This window comes from Microbacterium allomyrinae (assembly GCF_020682705.1).
Classification (GTDB): Bacteria; Actinomycetota; Actinomycetes; order Actinomycetales; family Microbacteriaceae; genus Microbacterium; species Microbacterium allomyrinae.
The window spans coordinates 1,176,091-1,188,935 of record NZ_JAGTTN010000001.1; the positions used below are offsets into that span (position 1 = coordinate 1,176,091).

Sequence of the window (12,845 nt, forward strand, 5' to 3'; positions counted from 1 at the left end):
AACCGAACGCAGACGTTCAGGAGAGGACAACGATGTTCAGCACGAAGCGGGTTCTGGCCGGAGCCGCGATCGCGGCCGGCGCCGCCCTGGTTCTGGCCGGCTGTGCAGGCGGCGGCGACGCCCCCGATGCCGACCCCACCTTCGACCCCGACGAAGAGGTCACACTCGACCTCGCGTTCTGGGGCAACGACGTGCGCGCCGAGCTCTACAACGAGGCGATCGCGGCGTTCAACGAGGAGTACCCGAACATCACGGTGAACTCCTCGTTCCTCACCTTCCCCGAGTTCTGGGAGAAGCGTCAGACCGAAGCCGCGGGCGGCAACCTGCCCGACGTGATGCAGTTCGACTACTCGTACCTGCGTCAGTACTCCGAGAACAACCTGCTGCTCGACCTCGGCCCCTACCTCGGCAACATCATCGAGACCGATCCGCTGCCGCAGAACATCCTCGACATCGGCGTCGTCGGCGGGGTGACCACCGGCATTCCGACCTCCACCAACGCATGGGGCCTCTTCACGAACCCCGTCCTGCTCGAGTCCGCCGGCGTCGACGAGTTCGAGGGCGGCAGCTGGGAGGACTACACCGACTGGATGGGTGAGATCACCGACGGCTCGGGCGGCGAGTTCTGGGGCGGCAGCGACTACACCGGCCGCATCCAGAACTTCGAACTGCAGCTGCGAGCGGAAGGCTCGGACCTGTTCAGCGAAGACGGCGAGCCGGGCTTCGACGAAGAGCGCCTCACCGAGTTCTGGGAGTCGGGCGCGGCCATCCGCGACGGCATCGGCGTTCCGCAGCAGCGCGTCGAGGAGGTCTTCCCGCTCGGTCCGTTCGACACGGCGAACACCGCCAGCGAACTGACCTGGGACAACTTCGGCTCGGGCTACCTCGGCAACCTCGGCGAGGGGTACACCGAGCTCGGTCTCGTCGCTCCCCCTGTCACCGAGGAAGGCGCGAAGGACCTGTACCTGAAGCCCTCGATGCTGCACTCGATCTCGGCCAACACCGAGCACCCCGAGGCTGCGGCGACGCTCGTCAACTTCCTGGTGAACTCGCCCGAGTCCGGTGAGATCTTCGGCACCAACCGCGGCCTGCCCGCCTCCGAGACCGCTCTCGCCGCTGCCGAGCTCGACCCGCTCAGCCAGCAGGTCAAGGACTACGAGGCGTCGATCGCCGACCGTCTGGGCGACGCCCCGCCGGTGCCGATCGTCGGCTACGGCACCCTCGAGGAGAAGTTCCGCCAGCTCGGCACCGAGCTGAACTTCGGCACCGTCACGGTCGAGGATGCCGTCTCGCAGTTCTTCGCCGAGATGGACGTCGTCCTGGCCCAGTAGTCCCTCCGGGGCCGGGCGCATCGCGCCTGGCCCCGGACCACCACCCGCACCGCCCGGCCACCCGCACCCGCAAGGCCACCCGCACCGTAAGGGGAGAGTCGACGTGAGCACCACAGCGACCAGAGTGATCGTGACCGGCGAGAAGTCCTCGCGCCGATCCCTCTTCCGAAAGAGCCGTCCCGAGCTGCTGGGCAGGCCCGGCCAGAAGGCACGCCTGCGCCGGGAGTCGCTCGCGGGCTACGGCTTCCTGATCCCGTGGCTGGTCGGCTTCTTCGGCCTGACGCTGGTGCCGATGGTGTACTCGCTGTACCTGTCGTTCACGAGCTACAACATCTTCTCGCCGCCCAAGTGGATCGGGCTCGACAACTACATCCGGATGTTCACGTCCGATCCTGCGTTCATGCAGTCCGCGCAGATCACCCTGATCTACGTCCTCGTGGGCACCCCGATCACCCTCGCCGCCGCCCTGGGCGTGGCGATGCTCCTGAACTTCCGCGACCGCGGCGCCGGCTTCTTCCGCTCGGCCTTCTACGCACCGTCGCTCATCGGCGGCTCGGTCAGCGTCGCGATCGTGTGGCGGGCGATGTTCTCGGCCGACGGCCCCGTCGACAACTCGCTCAGCTTCTTCGGCATCGACCTCGGCGGCTGGATCGGCAATCCCGCCCTCGTCCTGCCCGCGATGATCCTGCTCGCGGTATGGCAGTTCGGCGCGTCCATGGTGATCTTCCTCGCGGGCCTGAAGCAGATCCCGAAGGAGCTGTACGAGGCGGCCGAGATGGACGGCGCCGGCGCGTGGCACCGGTTCCGCGCCGTGACGATCCCGATGCTGTCGCCGGTCATCTTCTTCAACCTGCTGCTCGGCCTCATCGGCGCGTTCCAGGTGTTCGCCTCGGCGTACATCATCTCCAACGGCACCGGCGGTCCCGCCGGGATGACGAACTTCATCACGCTGTACCTCTACAAGCGCGGCTTCTCCGACGGCCAGATGGGCTACGCCGCCGCGATCGCCTGGGTGCTGCTGGTGGTCGTCGCCGTCATCGCCTTCATCCTGTTCCGCACCCAACGGTCCTGGGTCCACTACTCCGGAGACAACCGATGAGCACGACAAGTTTCGGCGAACCCGCCATCGCCACGCTCGAGAACCAGCTCGACGCGACGCCCCGCCAGCCCCGCCGCAAGGTCAGCCGCAAGACGTGGCAGAGCGCGATCTGGTTCGTGGTGCTGATCGTCCTCACCGCGATCGTGCTCTACCCGCTGGTGTGGCTGTTCTTCTCCACGTTCAAGCCCAACAGCGAGTTCGGCACGAACATGGGGCTGATTCCGAACAGCCCCACCATCGACAACTACCTGAAGGTGATGGAGGGCATCGCCGGGGTGCCGATGTGGAGGTTCTTCGCGAACTCCCTCATCATCGCCGTCGGCAGTGTCCTGGGCACGGTGTTCTCGTCGGCACTGGCGGCGTACGCGTTCGCCCGCATCCAGTTCAAGGGCCTGAGCGTACTGTTCGCGGCGATGATCGGCACGCTGCTGCTGCCGTTCCACGTCGTGATCATCCCCCAGTACATCCTGTTCAACAACCTCGACATGATCGACACCTTCTGGCCGATCCTGCTGCCGAAGTTCCTCGCCACCGAGGCGTTCTTCGTGTTCCTGCTGGTGCAGTTCATCCGCCAGATGCCGCGCGACATGGACGAGGCGGCCCGCATCGACGGCGCCGGGCACATGCGCATCTTCTGGTCGATCATCCTGCCGCTGATCAAGCCCGCGCTCATCACGTGCTCGATCTTCGCCTTCATCTGGGCGTGGAACGACTTCCTCGGGCCCCTGCTGTACCTCACCAGCCCCGAGAACTATCCGCTCCCGATCGCGCTGCGCCTCTACAACGACCAGACATCGACCAGCGACTTCGGCGCCACGGTCACCGCATCGTTCGTCGCGCTGATCCCCGTACTCCTGTTCTTCCTCGTGTTCCAGCGCTTCCTCGTGGACGGCGTCGCCACGCAGGGATTGAAGGGCTGACGACATGAACCGCCGAGAGCTGCGAGAAGCACGCCGCGCCGACGCATCGGGCAGCGGCCCGACCCTCGACGAGCGCGCACCGTCGCGCTTCCCGGGCGCGACCGGCGCCTTCGCCCTCTTCGGCGAGGTGCTGCTGACCGGGCTGCTGGTCGCGGCCGGCGGCATCGCGGTCGTGACGCTGCCTGCGGCGTTGGCCGCCGGCATCCGTCATCTGCGCCGTTATCTCGACGCGGATGCCTCGCACGCACGACTGTTCTGGCAGGACTACCGTCGCGCCCTGCCCGGTGGCCTCGTCGTCGGGGCGGTGTCGGTGGTGCTCGCCCTGCTGCTCGCGCTCGACATCGACCTGGCGAACTCCGGAGCGCTGCCGGGCGGTGCGGCGATCGCGGTCGTCGGCTGGGCCGGTCTCGTCGTCGGCGCCGTCGCGCTGCTGGCCGCAGCCGGTGCGTGGACGCCGGAGAGCGGATGGCGCGGCGCCGTGCGCGGCATCTCCGCGACATTGGCGGCCGACCCGGTGGGCACCGCGTATCTCGCTGCCACGGCCGTCTTCGTCGGCGTCGCGACATGGATGCTCGTGCCGCTGATCCTTCCCGCACTCGGATGCGCCGCCCTCGCGGTCGTCGCCATCCCCGCCCGGCGCCGCACGCGCTGATCCGCCGACCCCCGCAACGCAGAGGAGCTGCTCGACGTGCTGTACGGCGCCGACTACAACCCGGACCAGTGGCCCGAAGACGTGTGGGACGAGGACGTCCGCCTCATGCGCGAGGCCGGCGTCAACATCGTGAGCCTCGGCATCTTCGCGTGGTCGCGCATCCAGCCCGCCGAGGACGAGTGGGACTTCGCGTGGCTCGACACCGTCATCGAGAAGCTGCACGCCGGCGGCATCGCCGTCAATCTCGCGACCGCGACCGCGTCGCCCCCGCCGTGGGTGAGCGCGCAGTACCCCGAGACGCTGCCGGCCGATGAGTCGGGCGCGTCGTACTGGCCGGGAAGCCGCCAGCACTTCGCGCCGGCTTCGCCGACCTACCGCCGTCTCGCCGGCGAGCTGGTCCGCCGCCTCGCCGAGCGTTATGCGCATCACCCGGCCGTGGTGATGTGGCACGTCGGCAACGAGTTCGGCTGCCACCTGTGGATGGACTTCTCGGATGCCGCGCGCGACGCGTACCGCGGCTGGCTCCAGAACCGCTACGCCACGGTCGAGGCGCTCAACGATGCCTGGGGCACGAGTTTCTGGTCGCAGCGCTACGGGACGTTCGACGAGGTGTTCCCCCCGCGGCTCGCCCCCTACAGCCACAACCCGTCGTCGATGCTGGACTGGCGCCGGTTCACGAGCGACATGCTGCTGGAGTGCTACCTCCTGGAGCGCGAGATCCTGCTCGCGGCGGGTGCGACGCAGCCGATCACCACGAACTTCATGGGCCCCTTCAAGCCCGCTGACTATCGCACGTGGGCGCCGTTCATGGACGTCATCGCGGACGACTGTTATCCCGATCCGGCAAGCCCCACCCGGGTGCGCGACGCGGCGTTCCAGCGCGATCTCGTGCGCTCGCTCAAGCCCGGCGTGCCGTGGCTGCTGTGGGAACAGGCGACGGATGCCGTCAACTGGCGTCCGTCGAATCTCGGCAAGCGTCCCGGTGCCCTGATGGCCGAGACGGCACAGTCGATCGCGCGCGGCGCCGACGGCATCATGTTCTTCCAGTGGCGGCAGTCCCGCGCCGGCAGCGAGAAGTTCCACTCCGCGATGCTTCCGCACGCCGGCACGCAGACTCGCACCTGGGATGCCGTCACCGACCTCGGCGCGCGGCTCGCGGCCCTTCCGAAGCTTCCCACCCCCGGACGCGACGCGCGCACCGCGCTCGTCTTCGACTGGGAGAACTGGTGGGCGGTCGAGGAGCGCGACCACCCCACCGACGTCGACTATCTCGCGCTGTCGCAGGAGTGGTACGGGGCGCTGCATGCCCGCGGCATCCCGGTCGACATCATCGCCCCCGAAGCGGTCGACGACGGGTACGACCTCGTCGTCGCGCCCGCGCTCTATCTGCTGCGCGAGGAGGGCGCCGCCGCCCTGCTCCGCTTCGTCGAGGGAGGCGGGACCCTGCTCACGGGCCCGTTCAGCGACATCGTCGACAGCAGCGACCAGTTCCGCTCGGGCGGGTTCCTCACGCAGCTCGCCCCCGCGCTCGGTGTGCGCTTCGAGGACTTCGGCGCTCTCGGCGGACCCTCGACGGGCGGCAGCGGCGTCGGTGCCGGTGTTCTCGCCGCGCAGCAGTCGGGCACGGGCGGCACCGTGTCGTTCCGTCTCGGCGACCAGATCCTGCCGGGCCGCCTCGTCGCCGAACGCGTGCACGCGGCGGGGGCGAGCGTGGTCGCCGTCTTCGAAGACGGCCTCGCCGCAGGCTCCCCCGCGCTCACCCGCCACCGCCACGGCGCGGGCGAGGCCTGGTATGTCGCGACGCAGCCCGAGGCGGCAGGGCTCGATGCCGTCGTCGAAGCCGTGGTGGCGGCATCCGGCGTCCGTCCCGTCGTGGCAGGCCTACCGGCCGGCGTCGAGGCCGCACGCCGCGGTGACCTGGTCACGCTGATCAACCACGGCGACGAGCGCGTCGAGGTCGCGATCGACGGGACGGATGCCGAGACCGGCGGCGCCGTCGACCTCGTGGCACTCGATGCCCAGGGTGTCGCCTTCGTCTACGCGCCCGTCGCACGCGACGCACGGCCCACCCCTCGCGCCGCTCCTCACTCCGTCTCACTTCGCGCCGAACCGACGGCACCACCGACCGCCGCCTTCGGCATCCCCACTTCCGCCCGCTGATCCTCCGTTCCGACCGACACTCCAGGAGACCCTGAAATGCCCCGACCTCGCATCCTCATCGCCGCGGCCGCACTGACCGCGGGCGCCGCGCTCGTCCTGGCCGGCTGCTCCGGCAGTTCCGGCACGTCCGACGCGTACGACCCCGACGAGAAGGTCTCGCTCGACTTCGCCTTCTGGGGCAACGACGACCGCGCGACCCGCTACAACGACCTGATCGCGGCGTTCAACGAGGAGTACCCCAACATCACGGTCAACACGTCGTTCACGGACTTCCCCAGCTTCTGGGAGAAGCGCCAGACCGAGGCCGCCGGCGGGGGTCTTCCCGACGTCTTCCAGTTCTCCGACAGCTACCTGCGGCAGTACGGCGAGTCGGGCAACCTGCTGGATCTCGCCGAGGTGGCGGACCACATCGACACGACCACGTTCGAGGAATCGCTGCTGGGCACCGGCGCACTGGACGGCGTGCAGTACTCGCTGCCGACCGGGTACAGCCTGTGGGCGAACTTCGTCAACGACGACCTGCTTGCCCAGATCGGCGTCGACGCTCCCGAGCCGGGAACCTCGTTCGCGGACTTCGACGACTGGATGGCCGAGGTCACCGACGCCTCCGGCGGTGCGGTCTACGGCGGCACCGATTACACCCAGCGCATCCAGGTGTTCGAACTCGCGCTGCGCGCGAACGGCGGAAACCTCTACACCGAGGACGGCGAACTCGGCTTCACCGAGGACGAGCTGCGCGCGTTCTGGGAGTCCGGCGCCGGCATCCGCGACGGCGTCACCGTGCCGCAGCAGAAGCTCGAAGAGCTCTCGCCGAAGTCCGGCTTCGGCGCGAGCGCGACGGCCAGCGAGATGAGCTGGAGCAACTTCCTGGGCGGCTACCTCGCCGATTCGGGCGCCTCGTCGATCTCGCTCGTGGCGCCGCCCACCGCCGAGGAGGGATCGAAGGACCTCTACCGTCAGGCCGGGCTCCAGGTCGCGATCGCGGCGAACACCGAGCACCCCGAGGCGGCGGCGATCTTCCTCGACTTCGTGGTCAACAGCCCCGAAGCCGGTGAGATCTTCGGCACGACCCTCGGCTTCCCCGCCTCGTCGTCGAAGCTCGACGGCACGAACCTCGAGGGCGCCGACAAGCAGGTCGCCGACTACATCGAGTCCGCCGCCGACCGCATCGGCGACGCCCCGCCGGTTCCGGTCGTGGGCTACGGCTCGCTCGAGCAGACCTTCTGGGACCTCGGCAAGTCGATCGGACTCGGCGCGCTTTCGGTCGACGACGCCGTGACGCAGTTCTTCGCCGAGGCCGACGCCATCCTCGGCTGAGCCCGACCCCGAGCCCGAGCCCGACGCATGACAGCAGCGGATGCCGCGACGAGACCCCTCGCCGCGGCATCCGACGCCCTTCTCCCGAGGAGCCCGCATGACCGACGCCGTCGCCCGCCTCGATCCGCACGACGAGATCGCCGAGATCGATCGCCGCATCTTCGGCGGCTTCGTGGAGCACCTCGGCCGTCACATCTACGACGGCATCTTCGAGCCGGGCCATCCCTCGGCCGATGAGGAGGGTTTCCGCACCGATGTCGTCGACCTCGTCACAGAGCTCGGCGTCTCGACGATCCGCTACCCGGGCGGCAACTTCGTGTCGGGCTACCGGTGGGAGGACGGCATCGGCCCCGTGTCGGAGCGTCCGCGCCGACTGGACCTCGCCTGGCACTCCACCGAGACGAACCAGGTCGGGCTGCACGAGTTCCAGGCGTGGCTCGACCGCGTGGGCAGCGACCTCATGCTCGCGGTCAACCTCGGCACCCGCGGCACGCAGGAGGCACTCGACCTGCTCGAGTACGCGAACGCGTCCGCGGCGACGATGTGGACGGAGCGTCGTGCCGGGAACGGGCGCGAGACCCCGTTCGGCGTGAAGATGTGGTGCCTCGGCAACGAGATGGATGGCCCGTGGCAACTCGGCCATCGCAGCGCCGATGACTACGGCGCGCTCGCCTCGCGCACCGCCAAGGCGATGCGCATGCTCGATCCCGGCATCGAACTCGTGGTGTGCGGATCGTCCGGCCGCAGCATGCCGACGTTCGGCTCGTGGGAGCGTCAGGTGCTCGAGCACACCTTCGACGACGTCGACTTCATCTCGTGCCACTCGTACTACCAGGAGCACGGCGGCGATGCGCAGGAGTTCCTGGCCTCAGGCGTCGACATGGCGAAGTTCATCGAGTCGGTCGTGGCGATCGCCGACGCGGTGGCTGCCACGCGCAAGAGCGACAAGCGCATCATGATCTCGTTCGACGAGTGGAACGTCTGGTACCTCCACCGCGAGGACGGCACCCTCTCGGGCGAGGAGATCCACGACGCGGGCTGGCCGGTCGCGCCCCGCCTGCTGGAGGACCGCTACCACGCCCTCGATGCCGTCGTCTTCGGCGACCTGCTCATCACGCTCCTGCAGCATGCCGACCGCGTGCGCTCGGCATCGCTCGCGCAGCTCGTGAACGTCATCGCCCCGATCATGACCGAGCCCGGCGGTCCGGCCTGGCGGCAGACCACGTTCTTCCCCTTCTCGCTCACCTCACGCCTGGCGCGGGGCCGCGCGGTGCGGGTGCCGGTCGAGGCGGGCACGTTCGCGAGCGAGAAGCTCGGCGAGGTCACCGTGGTGAACGCCGTGGCGACGATCGACGACGACGGAGTGTCGCTCTTCGTCGTGAACCGTTCGACGACGGATGCGGCGGAGCTCCGCGTCGATCTCTCGCCGCTCGTCGCCTCTCTCGGCCACGACCTCTCCATCGTCGAGTCGCACCTGCTGCACGAGGACGACATGTACGCGGCCAACTCCCTCGAAGACCCCGAACGGGTCGGCGTGCGTCGAGCCGCGGCATCCGTCATCTCGTCCGTCCTCACCATCTCCCTGCCCGCGGTGTCGTGGTCCGCGATCCGACTCGGCTCGAGCGCGTCAGGGACCGAGAAGTCGTGAGGCCCGTCGGATGCAATGGGAAAGCGCTTGCGCGGCATCCGATCGCGTGGCACACTATTGGAAAGCGTTTACCCACTTGCCGAGCGGGTGACCCCAGACTCCCCGGCCGGACCCTGACGTCCACCGGAATCCGAAGGAAAGAAGGAACATCGTGACCGACACGACGCTCGCTCCGGCTCAGGCCGATGCCCGCCCGCAGGTGCGCGAGATCGGCATCATCATGAACGGCGTCTCGGGCCGCATGGGCTACCGCCAGCACCTGGTGCGTTCGATCCTCGCGATCCGCGATCAAGGCGGCATCGAGCTCGCCGACGGCACCAAGGTCACGGTCAAGCCGCTGCTCGTCGGCCGCAGCGCCGCGAAGCTCGCCGATCTCGCCGCGCTGCACGGCATCGAGGACTACACGACAGACCTCGACGCGGCCCTGGCCGACCCGCGCTGGGAGATCTATGCCGATTTCCTCGTGACGAAGGCGCGCGCCTCGGCCCTGCGCAAGGCCATCGCTGCCGGCAAGACCATCTACACCGAGAAGCCCACCGCCGAGACGGTCGAGGAGGCACTCGAGCTCGCGCGCCTCGCGAAGGATGCCGGCGTCAAGACCGGCGTCGTGCACGACAAGCTCTACCTGCCCGGCCTGCAGAAGCTCAAGCGCCTCATCGACTCCGGCTTCTTCGGCCGCATCCTGTCGGTGCGCGGCGAGTTCGGCTACTGGGTCTTCGAGGGCGACTGGCAGCCCGCACAGCGCCCGTCGTGGAACTACCGCACCGAGGACGGCGGCGGGATCATCGTCGACATGTTCCCGCACTGGAACTACGTGATGGAGAATCTGTTCGGCGAGGTCAAGTCCGTCTACGCCCAGGCCGCGGTGCACATCGCCGACCGCTGGGACGAGAACGGCGAGCACTACACCGCCACCGCCGAGGACGCCGCGTACGGCATCTTCGAGCTCGAGGGCGACGTCATCGCGCAGATCAACTCGTCCTGGACGGTGCGCGTGAACCGCGACGAGCTCGTCGAGTTCCACGTCGACGGCACCCACGGCTCCGCGGTCGTGGGCCTCTTCGGCGCGAAGATCCAGCACCGTAACGCCACACCCAAGCCGGTGTGGAATCCCGACCTCGCCGACGGCCACGACTACGACGCCGACTGGGCCGAAGTCCCCACGAACGACGTGTTCCAGAACGGCTTCCGCCAGCAGTGGGAGGAGTTCCTCATCTCCTACGTCGTTGACACCGAGTACGAGTTCGACCTGCTGTCGGGCGCGCGCGGCGTGCTGCTGGCCGAGGCCGGCCTGCAGTCCAGCCGCGAGGGCCGCAAGGTCGAACTGCCGACGCTGTCGCTGGACTGATTCACGATGACCAACCTCACCCTTCTCGCGGGCTCCGGGGCGCTCTCGGTCGCCCCGCTGAACGAGTCCCCGGGGTACACCAGACCCGAGGGCGCGCTCCGCAGCCGCGTGGCCTACGCCGCGGCGCACGTCGTGCCGAAGACCTGGGCCGACAATACGCCGGGCCAGCCGGCCGAGGTCGACTGGGACGCCACGCTCGGCTTCCGTCGGGCGGTGTACTCCTGGGGTCTCGGCGTCGCCGACGCCATGGACACCGCACAGCGCAACATGGGCCTCGACGCCGCGGCGACACGCGAGCTCATCGCACGCTCGGCCGGCGTCGCCCGCGAAGAAGGTGGCTCGGTCGTGGTCGGGGTCAACACCGACCACGTCGAGGACGAGCACATCACGATCGCGCAGGTGATCGACGCCTACACGCAGCAGCTGCACTTCACCGAGGAGCAGGGCGCCGGCCCCGTGCTCATGGCGTCGCGGCACCTCGCGCGCACCGCGGGATCCGCCGGCGACTACCGCCGGGTGTACCGCGAGGTGCTGCAGGCCGCGACGACGCCGGTCGTGCTGCACTGGCTCGGCACGGCGTTCGACCCCTCTCTGGAAGGCTATTTCGGCTCGACGGACTGGCGCGAGGCATCCGCCGTGCTGCTCGAGATCATCGCCGAGAACACCGACAAGATCGCGGGCGTGAAGATGAGCCTGCTGGATGCCGCGTCCGAGGTGTCGGTGCGCGAGCGCCTTCCCGACGGCGTGCGCATGTTCACAGGCGACGATTTCAATTACGTCGGCCTCATCGGCGGGCAGGACGTGCCCGACGCGACCCAGCCCGACCGCGATCCCGCCTCGTCGCGTCAGCACTCCGACGCCCTCCTCGGCGCGTTCGCAGCGATCACGCCGGTCGCGTCGGCCGCGATCCAGGCGCTCGACGCCGGTGATCCGGCGCGCTACCTGGAGATCCTCGGTCCGACCGAGCAGCTCAGCCGGCAGGTGTTCGCCGCGCCGACCTTCTATTACAAGACCGGTGTCGCGTTCCTGTCATGGCTTAACGGTCATCAGGACGCATTCCAGATGGTCGGCGGCCTGCACTCCGCGCGCAGCCTTCCGCATCTCTCGCGCATCGTCGAGCTCGCGAACTCCTCGCTCTCGCTCGAGCAGCCCGAGCTCGCCGCGATTCGCTGGCACGGGATGCTGCGCCACAACGGCCTCGACGTGCCAGGGGTGATCGCGTGACCGCGGCGGCGGCATCCGTGCCCTCCGTGTCCCGATTTCTCGCCGTGGTGTCCCGAAATCGTTCGATCGACCCCCTCTTCTGCGAGCGAAATCGGGACATGGAAGACGGAGGAGCCCGATGAACGCGAGCCCGATGAATACCCCCGACCCGCGCCTGTCGATCAACCAGGCGACCGTCAAGTACGCGGACCTCGCGACCGCCCTGCGCGTCACCGTCGACGCTGGCGTGCAGGCGATCGGCCTGTGGCGCGAGCCGGTGCAGGAGGTCGGGCTCGCCACGGCGGCATCGATGCTGGCCGACTCGGGGCTGCGCTTCACGACGCACTGCCGCTCGGGATTCTTCACGATGCCCGAGGGCGCCGCCCGCCGCGCCTCGATCGACGACAACCGCATCGCGATCGAAGAGGCCGCGACACTCGCCGCCGCCGGGGCAGAGGGCTCGACCGCGATCCTCGTGCTCGTCGCCGGCGGCCTGCCCGAGGGATCCCGAGATCTGGCGGGGGCGCGCGAGCGCGTGCGCGACGCGATAGGCGAGCTGGCTCCGGATGCCGCCGCCGCCGGTGTCACGCTCGCCATCGAGCCTCTTCACCCGATGTACGCCTCCGACCGGTGCGTCGTCTCGACGCTCGGGCAGGCACTCGATATCGCGGCGGACTTCGACCCGGCAGTCGTGGGGGCGACGGTCGACACGTTCCACATCTGGTGGGACCCGGATGTGCTCGGCCAGATCGCGCGTGCCGGCCGGGAGGGCCGCATCGCCACCTATCAGGTGTGCGATTGGAGGACCCCGCTGCCCGCGGACGTGCTGCTCGCGCGCCACTACCCCGGCGACGGCGTGATCGATTTCGCCTCCCTGACCGCCGCCGTCGAGGCGACAGGGTACGACCGCGACATCGAGGTCGAGATCTTCAACGAGCAGATCTGGGCGACGGATCCGCTGCTGGCCGTGCAGCGCACGGCCGCGGGGTTCGCAGCATCCGTCTCCCCGCACCTGCGCGCGCGGGTCGCGGGCTGACCGCCCCGTCCCGTCCCTGCACCGTCTCTGCCGTCGGCGCTGCCCGGGCTGCGCCCGGGCGCGACCCAGGCGCTGCGCCCGCGGACCCGGAGTGGTACCTGCGGGGACCCGGCGCGGCCCTGGCGCGGACC

10 protein-coding genes are annotated in these 12,845 nt (G+C 69.2%); all 10 read left to right on the plus strand.

Translation table 11 applies throughout. From position 1 onward, the window contains the following. Positions 1-32: 32 nt before the first annotated feature. Positions 33-1,331, plus strand: a complete 1,299-nt coding sequence (locus tag KEC57_RS05420; protein WP_229383496.1) for an ABC transporter substrate-binding protein — start codon at positions 33-35, stop codon at positions 1,329-1,331. Between the two features lie 103 nt (positions 1,332-1,434). Next, the gene (locus tag KEC57_RS05425; RefSeq protein ID WP_229383497.1) at positions 1,435-2,430 is read left to right on the plus strand and encodes a carbohydrate ABC transporter permease; all 996 of its coding nucleotides are present in this window, start codon (positions 1,435-1,437) and stop codon (positions 2,428-2,430) included. Continuing rightward, positions 2,427-3,350: a carbohydrate ABC transporter permease gene (locus KEC57_RS05430; RefSeq protein WP_229383498.1), complete on the plus strand. Its 924-nt coding sequence runs from the start codon at positions 2,427-2,429 to the stop codon at positions 3,348-3,350. The genes KEC57_RS05425 and KEC57_RS05430 overlap by 4 nt, the downstream gene beginning before the upstream one ends. 4 nt (positions 3,351-3,354) lie before the next feature. Beyond that, on the plus strand, positions 3,355-4,002 hold the full coding sequence (locus KEC57_RS05435; RefSeq protein ID WP_229383499.1) for a hypothetical protein: 648 nt from the start codon (positions 3,355-3,357) through the stop codon (positions 4,000-4,002). Positions 4,003-4,038: 36 nt separating this feature from the next. Beyond that, positions 4,039-6,162 carry a beta-galactosidase gene (locus tag KEC57_RS05440; protein WP_229383500.1) on the plus strand — a complete coding sequence of 708 codons (2,124 nt, stop codon included), beginning with the start codon at positions 4,039-4,041 and terminating at the stop codon, positions 6,160-6,162. 36 nt (positions 6,163-6,198) lie between these two features. Further along, the gene (locus tag KEC57_RS05445) at positions 6,199-7,479 is read left to right on the plus strand and encodes an ABC transporter substrate-binding protein (protein ID WP_229383501.1); all 1,281 of its coding nucleotides are present in this window, start codon (positions 6,199-6,201) and stop codon (positions 7,477-7,479) included. Positions 7,480-7,576: 97 nt separating this feature from the next. Continuing rightward, entirely contained in the window at positions 7,577-9,127 is a 1,551-nt protein-coding gene (gene arfA / locus KEC57_RS05450) for an arabinosylfuranosidase ArfA (protein WP_229383502.1), read from the plus strand. A gap of 151 nt (positions 9,128-9,278) precedes the next feature. Continuing rightward, on the plus strand, positions 9,279-10,475 hold the full coding sequence (locus KEC57_RS05455; RefSeq protein ID WP_229383503.1) for a Gfo/Idh/MocA family protein: 1,197 nt from the start codon (positions 9,279-9,281) through the stop codon (positions 10,473-10,475). Between the two features lie 6 nt (positions 10,476-10,481). Further along, entirely contained in the window at positions 10,482-11,699 is a 1,218-nt protein-coding gene (locus KEC57_RS05460; protein WP_229383504.1) for a dihydrodipicolinate synthase family protein, read from the plus strand. Between the two features lie 133 nt (positions 11,700-11,832). Next, positions 11,833-12,714: a sugar phosphate isomerase/epimerase family protein gene (locus tag KEC57_RS05465; RefSeq protein WP_229383701.1), complete on the plus strand. Its 882-nt coding sequence runs from the start codon at positions 11,833-11,835 to the stop codon at positions 12,712-12,714. Positions 12,715-12,845: the final 131 nt, after the last annotated feature.

Excerpts from the sequence above, each read along its gene's own strand:
- KEC57_RS05420 (WP_229383496.1), top strand. The coding sequence starts at position 33 with ATGTTCAGCACGAAGCGGGTTCTGGCCGGAGCCGCGATCGCGGCCGGC.
- KEC57_RS05430 (WP_229383498.1), top strand. The coding sequence starts at position 2,427 with ATGAGCACGACAAGTTTCGGCGAACCCGCCATCGCCACGCTCGAGAAC.
- KEC57_RS05435 (WP_229383499.1), top strand. The coding sequence starts at position 3,355 with ATGAACCGCCGAGAGCTGCGAGAAGCACGCCGCGCCGACGCATCGGGC.
- KEC57_RS05445 (WP_229383501.1), top strand. The coding sequence starts at position 6,199 with ATGCCCCGACCTCGCATCCTCATCGCCGCGGCCGCACTGACCGCGGGC.
- arfA (WP_229383502.1), top strand. The coding sequence starts at position 7,577 with ATGACCGACGCCGTCGCCCGCCTCGATCCGCACGACGAGATCGCCGAG.
- KEC57_RS05460 (WP_229383504.1), top strand. The coding sequence starts at position 10,482 with ATGACCAACCTCACCCTTCTCGCGGGCTCCGGGGCGCTCTCGGTCGCC.
- KEC57_RS05465 (WP_229383701.1), top strand. The coding sequence starts at position 11,833 with ATGAATACCCCCGACCCGCGCCTGTCGATCAACCAGGCGACCGTCAAG.